The organism is Bacillus sp. YKCMOAS1, from assembly GCF_030268125.1.
In the GTDB taxonomy this organism is placed as follows: domain Bacteria; phylum Bacillota; class Bacilli; order Bacillales; family Bacillaceae; genus Bacillus; species Bacillus safensis.
Map to the genome: position 1 here is coordinate 965,658 of NZ_BSEI01000001.1, position 18,957 is coordinate 984,614.

Annotated in this window: 21 protein-coding genes; 4 read left to right on the plus strand and 17 right to left on the minus strand. The window is 39.7% G+C overall.

The window, feature by feature from the left end; translation table 11 throughout:
- Nucleotides 1-34: 34 nt before the first annotated feature.
- The 5 genes from rpsR to QSJ46_RS04905 form a co-directional block, all read right to left on the minus strand.
- Complete coding sequence (gene rpsR / locus QSJ46_RS04885) at nucleotides 35-274, minus strand: 30S ribosomal protein S18 (RefSeq protein ID WP_008359105.1); 240 nt, start codon at nucleotides 272-274, stop codon at nucleotides 35-37.
- A gap of 40 nt (nucleotides 275-314) precedes the next feature.
- Nucleotides 315-857, minus strand: coding sequence for a single-stranded DNA-binding protein SsbA (gene ssbA, locus QSJ46_RS04890; RefSeq protein ID WP_007497456.1), 543 nt, complete (start codon nucleotides 855-857; stop codon nucleotides 315-317).
- Nucleotides 858-893: 36 nt separating this feature from the next.
- Nucleotides 894-1,181, minus strand: coding sequence for a 30S ribosomal protein S6 (gene rpsF / locus QSJ46_RS04895; protein WP_024424058.1), 288 nt, complete (start codon nucleotides 1,179-1,181; stop codon nucleotides 894-896).
- Between the two features lie 108 nt (nucleotides 1,182-1,289).
- Nucleotides 1,290-2,390 (minus strand): redox-regulated ATPase YchF, encoded by a 1,101-nt coding sequence (ychF, locus tag QSJ46_RS04900; protein WP_039182923.1) that lies wholly within the window; start codon nucleotides 2,388-2,390, stop codon nucleotides 1,290-1,292.
- Nucleotides 2,391-2,606: 216 nt separating this feature from the next.
- Nucleotides 2,607-2,813 carry a DUF951 domain-containing protein gene (locus QSJ46_RS04905; protein ID WP_008347561.1) on the minus strand — a complete coding sequence of 69 codons (207 nt, stop codon included), beginning with the start codon at nucleotides 2,811-2,813 and terminating at the stop codon, nucleotides 2,607-2,609.
- Between the two features lie 294 nt (nucleotides 2,814-3,107).
- Between QSJ46_RS04905 and QSJ46_RS04910 the strand changes: the two genes are divergently transcribed.
- Together QSJ46_RS04910 and QSJ46_RS04915 are read left to right on the plus strand one after the other, a co-directional pair.
- On the plus strand, nucleotides 3,108-4,427 hold the full coding sequence (locus QSJ46_RS04910) for a hydrolase (RefSeq protein ID WP_285604372.1): 1,320 nt from the start codon (nucleotides 3,108-3,110) through the stop codon (nucleotides 4,425-4,427).
- Between the two features lie 15 nt (nucleotides 4,428-4,442).
- A complete protein-coding gene (locus tag QSJ46_RS04915; RefSeq protein ID WP_126682588.1) occupies nucleotides 4,443-4,853 on the plus strand; it encodes a hypothetical protein in 411 nt (136 codons plus the stop codon).
- Nucleotides 4,854-4,878: 25 nt separating this feature from the next.
- Here QSJ46_RS04915 and QSJ46_RS04920 read toward each other — a convergent pair whose 3' ends face one another.
- Nucleotides 4,879-5,934 carry a YkvI family membrane protein gene (locus tag QSJ46_RS04920; protein ID WP_080967203.1) on the minus strand — a complete coding sequence of 352 codons (1,056 nt, stop codon included), beginning with the start codon at nucleotides 5,932-5,934 and terminating at the stop codon, nucleotides 4,879-4,881.
- 72 nt (nucleotides 5,935-6,006) lie between these two features.
- On the opposite strand from QSJ46_RS04920, the gene yyaC reads away from it, so the two are divergent.
- On the plus strand, nucleotides 6,007-6,633 hold the full coding sequence (yyaC, locus tag QSJ46_RS04925; protein ID WP_058837885.1) for a spore protease YyaC: 627 nt from the start codon (nucleotides 6,007-6,009) through the stop codon (nucleotides 6,631-6,633).
- Between the two features lie 25 nt (nucleotides 6,634-6,658).
- Here the strand turns inward: yyaC and QSJ46_RS04930 are convergent, their stop codons facing one another.
- The 11 genes from QSJ46_RS04930 to rpmH form a co-directional block, all read right to left on the minus strand.
- Nucleotides 6,659-7,513: a ParB/RepB/Spo0J family partition protein gene (locus QSJ46_RS04930; RefSeq protein ID WP_107164231.1), complete on the minus strand. Its 855-nt coding sequence runs from the start codon at nucleotides 7,511-7,513 to the stop codon at nucleotides 6,659-6,661.
- Nucleotides 7,506-8,267 (minus strand): sporulation initiation inhibitor protein Soj, encoded by a 762-nt coding sequence (gene soj / locus QSJ46_RS04935; protein ID WP_008360890.1) that lies wholly within the window; start codon nucleotides 8,265-8,267, stop codon nucleotides 7,506-7,508. Before soj ends, QSJ46_RS04930 begins: the two co-directional genes overlap by 8 nt.
- Before the next feature lie 235 nt (nucleotides 8,268-8,502).
- Complete coding sequence (locus QSJ46_RS04940) at nucleotides 8,503-9,330, minus strand: orthopoxovirus pf05708 family protein (RefSeq protein ID WP_107164232.1); 828 nt, start codon at nucleotides 9,328-9,330, stop codon at nucleotides 8,503-8,505.
- A gap of 127 nt (nucleotides 9,331-9,457) precedes the next feature.
- Nucleotides 9,458-10,333 carry a nucleoid occlusion protein gene (gene noc, locus QSJ46_RS04945; RefSeq protein ID WP_039182930.1) on the minus strand — a complete coding sequence of 292 codons (876 nt, stop codon included), beginning with the start codon at nucleotides 10,331-10,333 and terminating at the stop codon, nucleotides 9,458-9,460.
- A 105-nt stretch (nucleotides 10,334-10,438) separates the two neighbouring features.
- Nucleotides 10,439-11,158, minus strand: coding sequence for a 16S rRNA (guanine(527)-N(7))-methyltransferase RsmG (gene rsmG, locus QSJ46_RS04950; protein WP_285604373.1), 720 nt, complete (start codon nucleotides 11,156-11,158; stop codon nucleotides 10,439-10,441).
- 13 nt (nucleotides 11,159-11,171) lie between these two features.
- Complete coding sequence (mnmG, locus tag QSJ46_RS04955) at nucleotides 11,172-13,058, minus strand: tRNA uridine-5-carboxymethylaminomethyl(34) synthesis enzyme MnmG (RefSeq protein ID WP_039182934.1); 1,887 nt, start codon at nucleotides 13,056-13,058, stop codon at nucleotides 11,172-11,174.
- A gap of 17 nt (nucleotides 13,059-13,075) precedes the next feature.
- Nucleotides 13,076-14,455 (minus strand): tRNA uridine-5-carboxymethylaminomethyl(34) synthesis GTPase MnmE, encoded by a 1,380-nt coding sequence (gene mnmE / locus QSJ46_RS04960; protein ID WP_024424070.1) that lies wholly within the window; start codon nucleotides 14,453-14,455, stop codon nucleotides 13,076-13,078.
- A 401-nt stretch (nucleotides 14,456-14,856) separates the two neighbouring features.
- Nucleotides 14,857-15,480: an RNA-binding cell elongation regulator Jag/EloR gene (gene jag, locus QSJ46_RS04965; RefSeq protein ID WP_039182938.1), complete on the minus strand. Its 624-nt coding sequence runs from the start codon at nucleotides 15,478-15,480 to the stop codon at nucleotides 14,857-14,859.
- Nucleotides 15,477-16,259: a YidC family membrane integrase SpoIIIJ gene (spoIIIJ, locus tag QSJ46_RS04970; protein ID WP_087976621.1), complete on the minus strand. Its 783-nt coding sequence runs from the start codon at nucleotides 16,257-16,259 to the stop codon at nucleotides 15,477-15,479. The genes jag and spoIIIJ overlap by 4 nt, the downstream gene beginning before the upstream one ends.
- A 158-nt stretch (nucleotides 16,260-16,417) precedes the next feature.
- Nucleotides 16,418-16,777, minus strand: a complete 360-nt coding sequence (rnpA, locus tag QSJ46_RS04975; protein WP_008360906.1) for a ribonuclease P protein component — start codon at nucleotides 16,775-16,777, stop codon at nucleotides 16,418-16,420.
- A 78-nt stretch (nucleotides 16,778-16,855) separates the two neighbouring features.
- Entirely contained in the window at nucleotides 16,856-16,990 is a 135-nt protein-coding gene (rpmH, locus tag QSJ46_RS04980; protein ID WP_073208224.1) for a 50S ribosomal protein L34, read from the minus strand.
- A 620-nt stretch (nucleotides 16,991-17,610) separates the two neighbouring features.
- Between rpmH and dnaA the strand changes: the two genes are divergently transcribed.
- Nucleotides 17,611-18,951 (plus strand): chromosomal replication initiator protein DnaA, encoded by a 1,341-nt coding sequence (dnaA, locus tag QSJ46_RS04985; RefSeq protein WP_024424073.1) that lies wholly within the window; start codon nucleotides 17,611-17,613, stop codon nucleotides 18,949-18,951.
- The last annotated feature ends 6 nt before the right edge of the window (nucleotides 18,952-18,957 follow it).

The following is an 18,957-nucleotide window of genomic DNA, read 5'->3' on the forward strand; positions in this document are numbered from 1 at the left end:
GAGCTCGGGGCTCTCCGCTTTTTAAGTCAACGACTTACTCACCAGTAACGTATGGAAGTAATGCCATTTGACGTGATCTTTTGATCGCTAATGTCAATTTACGTTGATACTTAGCGCTAGTTCCTGTTACACGACGAGGTAAAATTTTACCACGCTCAGAAACAAACTTTCTAAGAAGATCAACATCTTTGTAATCGATGTGCGTGATACCGTTAGAAGTAAAGAAACATACTTTACGACGTTTCGCACGACCGCCTCTGCGTCCACCTGCCATTTGTTTTCACACCTTTCCTTTAGTCATTTTTTCAGATCAATTAGAATGGCAAATCATCATCGGAGATGTCAATCGGTTTACCATCGTTCGCAAATGGGTCATCATTGAAGCTATTTCCCTGATTACGATTTTGGTTGTTTTGATTGCCATATGGATTTTGACTTGGTTCATTTCCAAATGGATTCTGATCGTTTTGGCTGCCGCCATAATACTGGCCTCCGCTATTGCCACCGCCGCTGTATCCACCTGAACCAGCACCGCCGCTCTTAGGCTCAAGAAATTGAACACTTTCAGCTTGAACTTCTGTCACGAAGACACGCTGTCCTTGCTGATTTTCATAGTTTCTTGTCTGCAAACGACCGTCTACACCGGCAAGACTTCCTTTTTTCAAGAAATTAGCCACGTTCTCGGCTTGTCTTCTCCAAGTAACACAGTTAATGAAATCGGCTTCACGCTCTCCAGATTGATTCGTAAACGTACGATTCACAGCTAGAGTAAACGTGGCTACAGCCGCACCATTAGGCGTGTAGCGAAGCTCAGGGTCTTTTGTTAGTCTTCCGACCAATACAACACGGTTTAGCATATTGAAAGACCACCTTTAAATATATATTTCAATGATTTATACTTCTTCTTTAACAACAATGTGGCGAATGATATCGTCACTGATCTTAGCTAAGCGGTCAAATTCTTGAACTGCTGCAGCGTCAGATTGAACGTTTACGATTTGGTAGAAACCGTCACGGAAATCGTTGATTTCGTATGCAAGACGACGTTTACCCCAATCCTTTGTTCCAGTGATCTCCGCACCGTTAGAAGTTAACACGTTATTGAAACGCTCGATAACTGCTTTTTTAGCCTCATCGTCAACTGTTGGGCGGATGATGTACATAACTTCGTACTTTCTCATCTGATTGCACCTCCTTTTGGTCTAAGCGGCCCTAAACGGGCAAGGAGCAATAAATTATATTACTCACAATTGTATATTATAACAAATCACTTGGCCTATGACAAGAACCTATACGTTAAAACGGAAATGAATGACGTCTCCATCTTTCACTACATATTCTTTACCTTCTAGACGAACTTTCCCTGCTTCTTTAGCAGCAGACATGCTTCCGCCAGCTAGTAAATCCTCATACGCAACCGTTTCAGCACGAATAAATCCACGCTCGAAGTCTGTGTGGATGATTCCAGCACATTCTGGCGCTTTCATTCCTTTTTTAAATGTCCAAGCACGTACCTCTTGCTCACCTGCTGTGAAATACGTAGCTAATCCTAGAAGAGAATAAGATGCTCTAATTAACTGATCAAGCCCTGACTCATTAATACCAAGCTCTTCAAGGAACATTTGCTTCTCTTCTCCTTCAAGCTCTGCAATTTCAGACTCGATCTTCGCACAAACGACGATGACTTCAGCGTTTTCACCAGCAGCAAACTCACGGATTTGCTGCACATATTCGTTGCCGTCATGATCCGCTACTTCATCCTCACTCACATTTGCTACATAAAGAACTGGTTTAGATGTGAGTAAATGAAGCTGTTTCACAAGCTTTTGCTGCTCATCTGTAAATTCTACAGATCTTGCCGATTTCCCAGCTTCAAATGCGGTCATTAGCTTCGACAAAATCTCAAATTCAGCTACTGCTTCCTTGTCCTTTTGTTTTGCAAGCTTACTCACACGAGCTAAACGCTTTTCAACTGTTTCTAAATCAGCCAAAATCAATTCGAGATTAATCGTTTCAATATCTGCAACAGGATCAACCTTACCAGCTACGTGTGTAATGTTATCGTCTGCAAAAGCTCTGACCACGTGACAAATCGCATCTACTTGACGAATATGAGAAAGGAATTTATTCCCTAAACCTTCACCTTTAGATGCACCTTTGACAATACCCGCAATATCAGTGAATTCGAAAGCAGTGGGTACTGTCTTTTTCGGCTGCACCAATTCTGTTAGCTTTTGTAAACGCTCGTCTGGAACTTCTACAATTCCGACGTTTGGATCAATGGTACAAAACGGATAGTTAGCAGACTCCGCTCCAGCCTGTGTAATTGCATTAAATAGCGTTGACTTCCCGACATTAGGTAAGCCAACAATACCAGCTGTTAAAGCCATTCTTTCATCTCCTCTATATCAAACGTGCTCGTTATACTGCGTAATATGAACCTAGAGCAATTATAAGTAGGTTTACATGAAAAGACAAGCTAACCATCATGCATTTTCAATAGAAGAAACATCGTCAAAAAGAATAAATCAATGCTTCAAAACGGGAAATTGCACCTGGCTTTGCTGTAGAAAAGACAAATTTAATAAAAAAAGCATGAGGCCTACTTAAGCAGTTGGCTCCTCATGCTTGACGAGAATTTTCTTCATTTTTCGTTCAAAATCTCTTCTTGGGATCATCACGCTGTGTCCGCAGCCTTCACATTTAATACGGATATCCATGCCCAAACGAATGACCTTCCACCGATTGGCACCACATGGATGGGGCTTTTTCATTTCAACAACATCATGTAACCCAAATGCTTTGTCTGCCATCAGCCTTCACCTCTCTTGCTCACTTCATTGCATCTATTGTACAAAAAAACGGCGATGGAGGGCAATGCACAAAACAAAGAGTCTCTTTCAATCGTTCATCCTATTCTTTTTTAAAGAAAAAACCCTTCTTTTAGATCATTTTATTTGTGACCAATAGTTACTTAAACTCCGCTTTTTTTCAATATTGTCACAAACACTGTAGGTCAAAAGGTTTTTATTGGTAGAACGCAGTGGTTTTTCCATATTTTTTGATTTATGATATCTGCATAAATGTTATGTGAGGGAGCAGGTACGATGGTCAATCGAAAGGATAGATTAACTGATAAAGAATATAAAATCATATCCGATCATGCTGGAAATATCGACAATTACCAGCAGCACCATACGATAGAAATAGGTCAGCAAACACTCACTGTCCACGATTTTCTAAAAATCGATCAAAAATTATATGGTTTAACGATGCAGCCGGAACAATCAGACGAATTCATCGTCGCTTTTCACTGTCCGCTGCCACATCAAATGACGGTGACATCTAAGCAAGATGTACACAACGCTGCACAGTCATTGCTCAAAACAGATTATGCCTATCCAATTGAAAGAAAGTCCCTTGACAGCAATCAAGAACATGTCTTTTTTAAAGGGAAGGAATACATAGAGAAAGTCTGTCAGACGCATCCGAATGCAGGTATCCATCTCACTGGACAAGCACTTGCCGGTGCTGTTTGTGCTTATGTTGCAACAGAACAGCCAGCTGTCAAAAAAGCCGTCACTTTTGACAGCCCAAATATATGGAGCAGTCTATCGCCTTCGATTCAGCAAAAGGCGCAGCAAGGTCAATATACACGCATGTTGACTGAATATATTCAGCCTAATCATTACGTCGGTTTACTCAATCGCCATGATCAAGGGGTTGGACAAGTCAAGTACACCGTCCCGCCACGGCAGCAAGTCTCAGTCCAAGAATCCGTTAAATACAAAAAAAGAGAAATAGACACCTTTTTAAAATCAGCTTTTGCATCTATGAATATAGAATGGAACGAATCCTTTGATACAAATGCTTTTTTAGCTCTCGTTTCAGGAGAATTTAAAGTAAATGGATATTCATTCCATCCGAATGGATCTGCCCGTATTTTAGATGAACAGCTTGATCATAATACAAGCTTTACAGCCATGCTGCTGCAAGAAATTCATTCTGGACGTGCATATGCACAAAGCGGACTTGAAATTATCATAAAATCCCATTTACTGAAAAATTCATCCTATGATCTGAAAAGTATTATTGAACATGAAGTGCACACTGTATTTGAGAAAATCGATGGAATTGATGAAAGCGTAAAAGACGCCGTTCATCATGTAAAACAAGAGCTCAAAGGACTCGTCGGCTTTGGCCACTATGATTTATTAAGTCATAGTGATGTGGAAGCACTCGTAGAGGAAGTGAGAATGGAACAGACCCATTCCTCCTTTTATTCACACGAAAAACAACTGAATGCCTTGTACACCCTGAGAGATTACGAACAAGAGCTTTCTGCCCTTTCAAGACATATGTACACAATGGGTGATGACTACGCCAAGGCAGATAGACGCCTTGCGGTGCAAATGGGTATTCATTAAGAAAGGAGTCATCGCATGATCAATCAAAATAAACCTCCTAGTGACGCCCAGCGTTTCTTGCAAAATGTGAGTGCCCGCCGCTCCATGTCTGTATTTGAAAATCAATCGGCACCAAACACACAAACACAGTCTCCTGAAGAAATTGCCGCCATTCAGGCCATGCGCAGAGAAGGACAGCGTAAGGATTTAAAACGGCTGCTCAAAATGCGGCTGCACGACGAATTAGCAAATACACGCGTGCACTTGGAGTATCAGTTGGCTAAAACAGAAGACATGATAAACCAGACGACCATTGTCAAACAACACATTTCCCAGCATTTAAAGGGACAGGCCATATCAGAATTAGAGGATCGCCTCCAGCGCCTTAAACAAATGCCTGTCTACGATGACATCAAAGAAGCTATTGATTCAATTCAGATCAAATAAGCACAGCTCTTAAAATGAGAGGTGCTTATTTTATTTTATCAATATAATTTTTAGGACGAGAAAATATCTTTTTACTTAAAATCGGATACAGCATTAAACAGACGAGCAAATAAAGATTCAACAAACTATAAATTGGATACAAGAAAGCAATCAAATCAGCAAATCCAAGAGATGTTAACGGGGCCATCAAAAGAAGCATCACCAATACAACCAGCCAGCGGGGCATTCGTACAAAAGAAAGCATCCGGCTGGATAATCCAAATAAACCTGCTGCCGTCGTCGTATAAATGGCTAGACAAAGGACAACCGTCATAAACACAAACAAAGACGCCGGCGCCCCTTCTAATACTGTGAACAAAGGAATTCCCTCTGCTGAAAGGCTTCCAGAAATATCAACTAGTATTTCGTTATACACATACGAGATGACACCAAAAATGAGCCCGCTTAATATACTCGCCACTTTGGCTTCCCCAAGTCCCTTCATTTCTTTCCCAACCGAAGACAGCACTGCCACAACGGATAATATATTCAAAGAAGCAAAGACAATGCTGGCAGGCCAATTGTACTGCTGTCCAAAATCAATCCGCCACATATGATCATGGTTCATATAATAAAAAACAAACGCATAGATGAGCCCTGCCACCAAAATTGGTATAATGAAAGCATTCACAGATAAAAGCCCTTTCACATCCCAGAAAAAAATCATAAATGAAAACAAACAGAACGCGCCGATGCCAATCCAAAAAGGCACATGATACATCTCAAGAGTCACCCCGCCGCCGGCAATCATGACCGTCGTTGTCGTGAATAAATAAAGGACAATTAACACGTCATACACCTTAGCCAGCCATGGACCGACAAGCCGCTCCAGCACTGGCACAAAGTGATCGGCACGCACCTCATAACTGATTTTTAACACCACATAGGTAGACAGCATAAACATCAATGTAAACAGTAGAATGGCTAGTCCGCTATCAATGCCAAAAAACTGCCAAATTTCCTGGCCGGAAGCATATCCCGCTCCTATTAAGCTTCCTAAAATTAAAAGCGTCCACCTTGAACCAGCCTTCCACACAATCATCACCTCATAGGTATAGAATTAAGCTTGTTTCCGTATACTGTTACTAACTACTATGACAAGGAAGTGAGACCTATGAATAGCAAGAACGGTCTTTTTTTTAGAAATAGGGTGAAAGAATACGTGTCCCATACGGATACAAATGCCATTCAACAGCTTAAAAGTATTTTATTCTCGCATCTTCAGAAAGCAGGAAAAAGACCCGTTGCCATCGTTTGTATTGGAACAGACCGCTCAACTGGCGACTCTCTAGGTCCACTTGTTGGTACAAAGCTTTCAGGTCTGAATTTGAAAAAGCTTCATGTATATGGAACACTCTCTGATCCAGTGCATGCAGTCAATTTAAAAGAAAAACTCGCTGAAATTGAACAAGCTCATAAACACCCGTTTATTGTAGCGGTTGATGCTTGTTTAGGAAGAGTGAAAAGTGTCGGTTCCTTCCAAATTGGAGATGGACCGTTAAAACCTGGGGCTGGTGTGCAAAAAGAGCTGCCAGAGGTAGGAGATATTCATATTAATGGAATCGTCAATGTGAGTGGTTTCATGGAATACTTCGTTCTCCAAAACACACGTCTTCATCTTGTCATGTCTATGGCCAATACACTTTCTGAAAGTCTATCTCACATTGACCAAATGGATTGGACGAGAGAAAAAAGCAGGTCTCTCTTCACACCTATTCAAAATATCACTGGGCGAATATAAAAAAGACCATCCTGTATCAAGATGGTCACTCTGATGATTCCCTCGTAGAAAGCAATTCAAGGATTCTTTCTAAATCTTCATTGGAGAGAAATTCAATCTCAATTTTCCCTTTTTTCTTTTGTTTCTTGATCGTCACGGAAGTACCAAAGTAGTTTTGTAAGAAAGACTCTCTTTCTTTCAACACTCGATCCTTTGGTGCTTCTTTTTTCTTTGTTTCACGTGGAACATTTTCGTTTAACTGCTGCACAAGTTTCTCAACCTGGCGTACGTTTAATCCCTCATCCACGATTTTCTTTACTAAAGGTGCCAGCTTCTTTTTGTTTTTTAAGCTAAGCAATGTCCGGCCATGTCCCATTGATAACGTTCCATTTGCAATCAGCTTTTGTATGTCATCCGGTAAAGTCAACAGACGGAGATGGTTCGCAATATGCGGTCTGCTTTTCCCTAATCGCTTCGCTAATTCCTCTTGCGTCACACTTAGATGATCCAGCAAGGAAGCATACGCTTCGGCTTCCTCTAGTGGAGATAGATCCTCGCGCTGCAGGTTTTCTAAAAGGGCAATTTCTCTCATTAGCGTTTCTGAAAACTCTCGAACGATCGCAGGAATTGTTGTCAGACCAGCTTGTTGTGCCGCTCGAAAACGGCGCTCTCCTGCTACAATGTCATATCCTTTAATCGATTTACGAACAATGATTGGCTGTAAAACACCGTGCTGCTGAATCGATTCTTTCAGATCAGCCAACGCATCATCATCAAACGTTTTCCTTGGCTGATACGGATTCGGACGCAATTCCTTTAGTTTGATTTCTTCAACCGTTTCTTCATTTGAGTCTACGTTGTTAAATAGTGCATTAATACCCTTTCCAAGACCTTTAGCCATTCGCATCCACTTCCTTTGCTAAGTCTAAATAGACATCTGCACCTCTTGAACGTGGATCATACAAGATAATCGGCTTTCCATGACTTGGCGCTTCACTCAGCCTCACATTTCTAGGAATCACGGTTTGATAGACTTTATCTCTAAAGTACTTCTTCACTTCTTCGATAACCTGAATCCCAAGATTTGTTCTGGCATCAAGCATTGTCAGTAAGACACCTTCAATGGCTAGATCGGTATTTAAATGTTTCTGCACGAGACGAACTGTGTTTAACAATTGGCTCAATCCTTCAAGCGCATAATATTCGCACTGAACTGGTATTAAAACGGAATCAGAGGCAGTTAACGCATTAATCGTCAGTAGTCCAAGTGATGGCGGGCAGTCAATAATCATATAATCATAATTCTGCTTAACAGATTCAAGTGCTCTCTTCAGCCTCACTTCACGTGAGATTGTAGGCACAAGCTCTATTTCAGCCCCTGCAAGCTGTATCGTCGCAGGAATGACATCAAGATTTTCGACCTCTGTCGTCTTAATCACATCAAGAACATCTGCATCATCAACTAAAATATCATACACACACTTCTCTACGTCGGCCTTCTCAATCCCAATACCACTCGTGGCATTGCCCTGCGGATCAATATCAACTAACAACACTCGTTTGCCTATGTATGCTAAACACGCACCCAAATTAACAGAAGTTGTCGTCTTCCCGACGCCGCCCTTCTGGTTGGTAATCGCTATGATTTTCCCCACGATGTCACCCACTTTCAACTTAACAAGTTTCTCATTCATTCATACTTCCTATTCTATCAAAAAAAGTATGAAACGTTTGCTTTTTTTGTTTCCCTATTATAAATTCGTCGGTGAATGTGCCTTTTCGTACATAAAAGGATGAATGAAAACACACCCAAAAATTATATTGATATATCTTTTTCGAGAAATAGACATGCTCAAAACCCTCACTTTCATCAAAAGTGAGGGTCACATGTCAAAAGTTTAATTCACCTATTTTACGGCCTTCACTCACAATGACCTTAGGAGTTACTGTTTTATAGCTTTTCTTTTTTAAAAATCCATAAGGTGTCTTAATAGTAAAGGCCGCATTTCCCAAAGCGTCCCCTGTTTTGCCATAGGCCTGCCACACAATCTTTGAACAATAAGTCGGATCCAGTGATTGAATGGACATGGTGATGGAGTAGCGAGCCTTCGGATGACCTTTCACATAATCGTGTGCCCATTCCCCTGCTAAATCTGCCTTCTCCTCTTGATTAATTCGAATTACCTTTGTATTGGCACTATAGCGAAACCAGTTATGAATGGAATCAAGTTGAGGATGCTGCCGTAACCCTGGAATAGAAGCATAGCTTTTCTCATTAATGACGATACCTGCATGTCCAACCAAACCCTTTACAGCATCAGTGGTTGTCACCAAAATATCTCCTTTTTTAGGGATAATATCAGTACCAGGATACGGCTTTCCTAAAAGGAGCTTGAGGGTGTGTGGCTTCTCATCCGTCACCAGCTCATCCTGTTTATTTTGTCGTAATCCATAGTTCTTCAATTCATCGTCAGCTGTAATCAAGTCGATTGAATCGTCGGAAGACGCATACTCTCGATTGAATTGCTGTACAGTCACATCTTTAGAAACAGCACCTTGCTCCTTCAGAACGTTCAATTCTTCGTTGGTCATCAAACTTTCATCCGCATGATGAGCCGTTGGCGATTTCACAGCGTATATTGTCGCTTCATTTGAAAAAAGAGAAAAAGAAAATAGTAAATAACAAATAATGGCGAAAGTAGTCTTCTTCATTTTCATCAAGTAGTTGTCACCTCCTTCACACTTCTAAAATCATATTTTACCAATTTATAAATATAATGTATATTAAATGTGTGCTAGAAATAAGACAAAAAAAAGCTGACGAGTGGCGCTCATCAGCTTTTTTCTATTTAGGGATTCGAATTGTTAGTTGGATATATTCCTCAAACTCTTCTTCCTCGGTATTTATCTTAAGTCCGCTGTCTTCTACCATGTGGAGAGACTGACGAATGGTATTCATCGCAATTCGTGTATCACGACTAAACGCCTTACGTTTTGGCTTCGGTTTGCGATCTGTTTTTTGTTCAAGCATCTTCACTACACGCTCTTCAGTCTGTTTCACATTCAACTGCTTTTCGATGATTTCCTGCAATAGCGCGATTTGTAATTCTGGAAGCTTTAGGGGCACAAGTGAACGTGCATGCCTTTCAGAGATTTTTTTCTCTAAAATGGCTTGTTGTACCTCTTCAGGCAACTTTAAAAGTCTTAATTTGTTTGCAACAGTTGATTGTCCCTTGCCTAAACGCTGAGCAAGCGCCTCTTGTGTTAAATCATGGAGCTCTAAAAGACGTGCATAAGCATGAGCCTCCTCAATAGCAGACAGCTCTTCTCTTTGCAAATTTTCAATCAATGCCACAGATGCCGTTTCCGTATCAGTAAAATCTTTTATAATAGCGGGGATTTTCTCCCATTGAAGAGTCTGTACCGCTCTCCAACGTCTTTCGCCGGCGATCAGTTCATATTTTCCTTCTTCTTCTGTTGGTCTAACAACAATCGGTTGGATAATGCCATGGGTATGAATCGTCGTGGCCAGCTCTTGTATCTTTTCTTCTGAAAAAATGGTGCGTGGCTGAAAACGGTTTGGCATAATTGTGTCGACCGGGAGCTCCTGTATCTCTTCCTTTAATGTATCATGCTCAGCAATCTCTGCCTCTATTTCGGTTTCACGCTCAGGATGTTCTTTGTCACCAAGCCCGAAGAAGCGTGAGAGTGAATGCTTCATGAACCTACACCACCTTTAAAAACTACCTTTTTATAATTCTATTTTCTCATGTTTTTTCCTTCTGTAAAATCATAAATATTGAAGAAAAACCGACCTTTTACATGATCAACCTTCTATTGGTGATTTATTAGGTGTTCCTGGTTTTCTAGGATATTTTTTTGGTGTTTGCTTTTTCTTTTCAATGACAATGATGTTTCGTTCGCTTTCTTCTAAAGGCAGAACAAAGGAATGCTTTTCAACAACCTCTCCTCCGAGGACTGTGACGGCTTTTTTCCCTGCTTGCATTTCTTCATCAGCGGCAGATGCTTTTAAGGCAACAAACAATCCTTCCTTTTTCACTAGAGGCAGACAAAGTTCGCTTAAGACGGATAAACGTGCAACTGCTCTAGCAGTGACAAGATCATAGCTTTCACGCTTTTCCTTACGTTGTCCAAACGTTTCCGCACGATCATGATAAAAAGTAGTATCTTGTAAGTTTAATCCTTTTGCTAACTCATTGAGAAACGTAATTCGTTTCTGAAGAGAATCAACAATGGTCACATGTAGATGAGGGAAACAAATTCTAAGAGGAATGCTTGGAAAACCAGCACCAGCTCCAATATCACAAATCGTCGTCACTTTGTGAAAATCAATAAAAAATGCTGCTGATATTGAATCATAAAAATGCTTTAAATACACTTCTTCCTTTTCAGTAATGGACGTTAAATTCATTTTCTCGTTCCATTCTACAAGCATGCGGAAGTAGGTTTCAAATTGTTCAAGCTGCACAGGAGAAAGAGTGATCCCTTTCTCCTCTAGTGCTGCTGTAAATTGTTCAATGTTCATGCCGACATCCTTTCTATTCTGCTATCTTCGCAATACGCCCCTGCTCTAAATATACTAAAAGGATAGAAATATCAGCAGGGTTAACGCCTGAAATACGAGAAGCCTGTGCAACAGAAAGCGGTCGGACTTCTTTCAGCTTTTGTTTCGCTTCAGTTGCAATTCCTTTGATGGCGTCATAATCAATTCGATCAGGAATCTTTTTGTTCTCCATCTTTTTCAGTTTTTCAACTTGCTGGAGTGACTTTTCAATATAACCTTCGTATTTAATTTGAATCTCTACCTGCTCACACACATCAGAAGGAAGCGGTGTTTCAGCAGGAGCTAATTTCACAACAGATTCATAGTTCATTTCTGGACGCTTCATCAAATCGCTTGCACGAATACCGTCCTTCAGCTCACTTCCACCGAGTGAACGAATAAATTCTTGAGTCTCTGCTGTTGGTTTAATGATGACAGAATATAAACGTTTTTTCTCTGCTTCAATGGCTTCTTTTTTCTGCTGGAATGACTGGAATCTTTCTTCAGAGATTAATCCAATTTGATAGCCAAGTTCAGTTAATCTTAAATCAGCATTGTCATGACGTAGAAGTAGACGATACTCAGCACGTGATGTCAAAAGACGGTATGGTTCATTTGTTCCTTTTGTAACAAGGTCATCGATGAGAACACCGATATATGCATCAGATCGGCTTAAAATGACTTCTTCTTTACCTAATGCTTTTCTTCCTGCATTAATACCTGCCATAATCCCTTGACCTGCTGCTTCCTCATAACCAGACGTACCATTAATTTGGCCAGCTGTATATAATCCAGAAATTTTCTTCGTCTCAAGTGTAGGCCACAATTGAGTAGGTACAATCGCATCATACTCGATGGCATAACCCGCTCTCATCATTTGTACATTCTCGAGTCCTGGGATGGTTGAAAGCATGCGCTGCTGTACATCCTCAGGAAGACTTGTAGACAATCCTTGAACATAAACTTCCTGTGTATTACGACCTTCTGGCTCTAAGAAAATTTGATGTCTCGGTTTATCATTGAAACGCACCACTTTATCTTCGATGGACGGGCAGTATCTAGGGCCAGTTCCTTTAATCATACCTGAATACATTGGAGAACGGTGTAGATTCTCATCAATTATTTGATGAGTCTCTAAACTCGTGTATGTTAGCCAGCATGGCAGCTGGTCAGTAATATATTCAACCGTTTCATAGGAGAATGCCCGCGGGACATCATCACCTGGTTGAATTTCTGTTTTACTATAGTCAATCGAGTGACTATTCACTCGAGGAGGTGTTCCTGTTTTAAAACGAACCAAATCAAATCCTAGTTCTGCTAAATGATCCGATAATTTAATAGAAGGCTGCTGGTTATTTGGACCGCTTGAATACGAAAGGTCTCCTAAAATAATGCGGCCTTTTAAGAAAGTCCCTGTTGTTAATACAACAGACTTCGCACGATAGTTCGCCCCTGTTTGAGTAACAACACCTTTACATTCATCATCTTCTACAATTAAATGATCTACCATACCTTGCAGCATTGTCAGGTTTGGTTCATTTTCCATTGTTTTTTTCATTTCATGCTGATATTGGAACTTATCTGCTTGCGCTCTTAACGCACGGACAGCAGGTCCTTTCCCCGTATTCAGCATGCGCATTTGAATATGCGTCTTATCTATATTTCGTGCCATTTCTCCGCCTAGAGCATCAATTTCTCTGACGACAATCCCTTTTGCGGGGCCGCCTACGGACGGATTACATGGCATAAAAGCAACCATATCGAGGTTGATAGTCAATACAAGTGTTTTGGCGCCCTGTCTTGCAGATGCAAGAGCAGCCTCAACTCCAGCATGACCGGCACCCACGACGATTACGTCATAATTGCCAGCTTCATAACCCATTTCTTATGTTCCTCCCTTTACTTTCCTAAACAGAATTGAGAGAATAACTGATCAATCAAGCTTTCATGAACAGCATCCCCAATAATTTCACCCAGCTGTTCCCAGCAGCGTGTTAAATCTATTTGAACTATGTCGATCGGTACGTCCATTTCAATTCCTTCAAGAGCATCCTCAATGGATTGTTTTGCTGCCTGAAGGAGCGCAATATGCCTTGTGTTACTTACATACGTTAAATCTCCACTTTCAATTGAACCCGTGAAGAATAGTGATTGAATCGCAATTTCAAGCTCATCAATCCCCTTTTCTTGTAATAATGATGTAGTAACCACCGGACGATCCTTCGCTAACTGCTTGACCTTTTCAATATCAAGCTTAGGCTCAAGATCTGTCTTATTCACGATCACAATGATATCCATACCTGAGACAGCCTCAAATAATTTGATATCCTCTTCTGATAATTCCTCGCTATAATTGAGCACAAGTAAAATCAGGTCAGCTTCTTTTAAGACCTGTCTAGATCGTTCAACCCCTATACGCTCAACAATGTCCTCCGTCTCACGTATACCCGCAGTATCGACTAAACGAAGCGGTACACCTCTAACATTTACATATTCCTCAATGACATCTCTCGTTGTTCCAGGAATATCTGTTACAATCGCTTTTGTTTCCTGTACAAGACTATTCAACAAGGAAGACTTCCCAACATTCGGTCTTCCAATAATGACAGTGGATAAGCCCTCGCGAAGTATTTTCCCCTGCTGAGACGTCGTTAGCAGTGACTCAATTTCCTTTTTCACTGATGTTGCCTTTTCAACTAAGACACGATGCGTCATTTCTTCAACATCGTCATACTCAGGATAGTCAATATTGACTTCAACATGGGCCAAAGTTTCCAATATCTCGCCGCGAAGTCGTTTAATCAAACCGGAGAGGCGTCCCTCCATTTGAGTAATCGCTACATTCATCGCACGATCTGTCTTTGCGCGAATCAAATCCATTACCGCTTCAGCCTGTGAAAGATCAATTCTTCCATTTAAGAAAGCTCGTTTTGTAAACTCACCTGGCTCCGCTAATCTTGCTCCTTCTCTTAAAGCAAGCTGCAATACTTTATTGACCGTTACAATTCCGCCATGGCAGTTAATCTCAATAACGTCTTCTCTCGTAAATGTTTTTGGCGCTCTTAATACTGACACCATGACCTCTTCTATTACTTGCTCAGTGCTAGAATCCACAATATGACCATAATGAATCGTATGAGAATCCACCGATACAAGTTTTTTCTCCTTAGGACCTTTATACATCCGATCAGCAATCTGTACCGCATCAGGCCCGCTTAAACGAATAATTGCAATTGCTCCTTCACCCATCGGCGTAGAAATTGCTGCAATTGTATCCATCACTCATTCACCTCTTTCTCTACTGAATAAACAGTCTGTTATCTATTAAATGGACATTGTCCATCTCTATATCAAAAACGCTTAATCCAAAATTTAAAGATACCATAAATGAAAGCGAAGTGAAAGTATCCCATATCTAATTATCCACAGCTTTGCATCTTATCTATTTTAACACTTAACTTATCCACATGTGAATAACGACGTTTGAAACTTGTCTTCACATCTTACACCTAAATCCAATAAATTTAAACGCCCTGACCCCTTTACTTACTTGTTAAAATGACGTTTTACACTCATATCTCACACTTAATTTTTAGAAATAAAGGATGAATCATCTATAAAAAGCAATTTTTCAATAAAAAAAGACTAAAATCCAGCTTTGCTGAATCTTAGCCTTTCTGCTATTTTTTATACAACACCACAACATGACGCTTGCTGCCTGTATCTTCAGATGCTGTTGCAAGTTCTTTAGAGAATGCAGCAATCGCATCATGAACAATTTTTCGTTCATTCGAAGGCATTGGTTCTAAATGAACCTTTCTCTTCGTTTTTAAAACCCGATTTGCTGTTTTGACGGCATATTGTTCAAGTGCTTCTTGTCGTTTCTTCCTATAATCGCCAATATCAATTGTTATATGATGATACTGATCAGAATAACGATTAAACACTAGCTGTACCAGAGTTTCTAAAGAGTACAATGTTTGGCCTCTTTTTCCAATCATTAATGACGTTTTATCTCCATCAATGTGGAAAGAAATCTTTTTCGGTTCCTGTTTGGAAATAATCTTTGCTTTAGGATCAATAGACTTAACAATTTTATCTAAATACTGTGTAGCTAATTTAAGTGCATTTATCTTTTCTACTAACTTGACCACAGCTTGTCTTTTACCAAATAATCCTAAAAACCCTTTATTTCCTTCATCTACTATTGTGATTTCTACTTCTTCTTGTAGTAGCTGAATTTGTTTAAGTCCGGAATCTACTGCTTCTTCGATTGTGCGACCGACAGCAGTTATTTCCTTCATTTTTTATTCCCGCCAGCTTTTTCTTTTGTATCAACTTTTACTTGAGGTGTTTTAATCACCAATGTTTGAATGATCATGAAAATGTTACCTACAACCCAGTACAATGAAAGTGCTGCTGGGAAACTAATTGCAAACACAACGATCATAATCGGCATCACCCATAGCATGATAGCCATTTGAGGGTTGTCCGAAGGATTTCCAGCCATCATCAGCTTTTGCTGAATGAAAGTAGCTACACCCGCAATAATCGGTAATAGGAACAATGGATCTGGGCTGCCTAAGTCAAACCATAAGAATGTATGCTTTTTAATTTCTGCTGTTCTCATAATTGCATGATAGAAACCAATAAGGATTGGCATTTGAATTAAAATTGGGAAACAGCCTGCTAACGGATTGACGCCATTTTTTTGAAAAAGGGCCATTGTTTCCTGCTGAAGCTGCTGCTGTGTTTTTTGATCTTTAGAGCTATATTTTTCACGAAGCTTTTTCAATTCAGGCTGTAATGCTTGCATCGCTTTTGTACTTCTTAACTGTTTAATCATTAATGGTAAAATAAGCAAGCGAATTAACAGTGTCACAATAATAATCGCTACACCATAGTTTTCACCAGTTAAGTTTGCCATGTACGTGATTAATTGAGATAGCGGGTAAACAATATAAGAATTCCAGAATCCCTTACTATCTGATGTAATTGGTTCATTGATCTGTGTACATCCTGCCAATAAAACCAATACGCCAATCAAGCTAAATATTAGTAATAATCGCCTTTTCAACAAGATTCCTCCCATGACTTCAAACTTTATTTAAGTTGGAATTGATTAAGAAAGTGACTCACCTAATCAGTATGGTAACATTTTTTCTTTGCAAAGTGGTGGTTTCATTTTAATTCACTAGATGAAGGAAGCGCTTTTAAAAATTGATTCAACGAAAGTTTCTATTACGAAGACTTTTTCGGTTGTTGTTGATAAACAGCGGATTTTCTAAATAAATGTTGGAGAGACTTCTTTGTTTCTTCAAAGGTCAATTCACTCGCTGGTTTTCGTGCAATGACAATGTAGTCTTTTTCTTGCTTTAACTTATGACCTTCCTCTAAAAACACCTGACGGATCAGTCGTTTAATTCGGTTTCTTATCACTGCATTACCAATCTTCTTACTGACAGACAATCCTAAACGCAGTTCATCTTGATTTGGCTGATCCAGCTGGTAAATAACGAATTGGCGATTTGCCATTGATTGACCTTTTTTGAACACCTTTTGAAACTCTTCATTTTTTTTTAGCCTGTTTCGCTTCTTCATGTTTTCTTCCACTCCGATAAAAACTGACAGTTCATTTACGATTTTATGTAAAAAAGACCACTGACATTATTCAGTGGCCTAAGCTGATAATTTTTTTCTACCTTTGCTGCGGCGTCGCTTTAAAACTAGACGTCCGTTTTTAGTACTCATACGGCTGCGGAAGCCATGAACTTTACTACGCTTACGGTTATTTGGTTGAAACGTTCTTTTCATTTATGACACCTCCCTGAGGAATAGCTGTTTAAGACAGTCTAACTCATTATATTTGTGTAACCCATCGATTGTCAATATCAATGATAAAACTCTTATTATCAACCTTATAAGCATAACATAAGTTATCAAACGAAGAAACCTTCTTTTTTAGTTTCCAGCATTTTATTCTTTTTTTCCTCCTAAAAGACCTTCAAAACATGGATGTGGATATTTTTCCGGCATATTTAGACTATCCACACCCATTATCGACATTTTTTTCACACAAATAACCGATGTGGATAATTATTTTTCAACAGGATGTAAAGTGTGTGGATAAGTTTGTGACACCCATTGCACCATCTTGTTTATTTTGATATTATATTTGTGTTTTAACTCTTAATTACTTATCTGGCCCATTTATATTATCCACAATTTGTGGATAACCTGTGGAAAGTTATTACACAGCCTGTTGAATTGTTTATCCACAGCTTGTGTAATTTGTCGAAAAGACGTTTTTCTACTATATTAATTGTTTTCAACAATGTATGTGCACGAATGGTGATGACCATTTGCTCTTTTTCGTGTTCTATAACAGTTTGATACTGGTCATTTTAAAAAGAAAAGGAGGGGGGAGAGGCCTTATGGAAAATATTTTGGATCTGTGGAATAAAGCACTTCAAAAAATAGAGACAAAATTGAGCAAACCCAGTTTTGAGACTTGGATGAAATCGACAAAAGCCCATTCTCTTCAGGGAGATACGCTTACAATTACGGCACCAAATGAATTTGCTAGAGATTGGCTCGAGTCAAGATATCTTCACTTAATTGCTGATACCATCTATGAACTAACAGGTGAAGAGCTCAGCATTAAATTTATTATTCCTCAAAATCAGGACGAAGAGGAAGCCATGCCAAAGTCTCCAATCAAAAAAATGTCTAAAGAAGAGCCCGTTGACATTCCACAAAATATGCTGAATCCAAAATATACATTTGATACTTTTGTTATTGGTTCAGGCAACCGTTTTGCTCATGCCGCTTCACTTGCAGTCGCGGAAGCACCAGCAAAAGCATATAACCCGCTTTTTATTTATGGGGGCGTTGGTTTAGGAAAGACTCACTTGATGCATGCGATTGGTCATTATGTGATCGACCATAATCCATCAGCCAAAGTGGTCTATCTTTCATCTGAAAAATTTACTAATGAATTTATCAACTCAATCCGAGATAACAAAGCTGTCGACTTCCGTAACCGTTATCGGAATGTAGACGTGCTTTTGATAGATGATATTCAATTTTTAGCAGGAAAAGAACAAACTCAAGAAGAGTTTTTCCATACATTCAACACACTTCACGAAGAAAGTAAGCAAATCGTCATTTCTAGTGACCGGCCTCCGAAAGAAATTCCGACACTTGAAGACAGATTGCGCTCTCGATTTGAATGGGGCTTAATTACAGACATTACCCCGCCAGATCTAGAAACACGTATCGCAATTCTGCGCAAAAAAGCAAAAGCAGAAGGCTTAGATATTCCAAATGAAGTCATGCTGTACATTGCCAATCAAATCGACAGCAATATTCGTGAGCTGGAGGGTGCTTTGATTCGTGTCGTTGCTTACTCATCTTTAATTAATAAAGACATTAATGCAGATTTAGCAGCTGAGGCACTAAAGGACATCATTCCTTCATCGAAGCCAAAGGTCATTACAATTAAAGATATTCAAAGAATTGTAGGGCAGCAATTTAATATTCGATTAGAGGATTTCAAAGCGAAGAAACGTACGAAGTCAGTTGCTTATCCAAGACAAATTGCCATGTACCTCTCTAGAGAAATGACCGATTCCTCTCTGCCTAAAATCGGAGAAGAATTTGGAGGTCGTGATCATACGACTGTCATTCATGCTCATGAGAAGATTTCGAAATTAATCGTTGAAGATGAACAGCTTCAGCAGCATGTCAAAGAGATCAAAGAACAATTAAAATAACCAAGC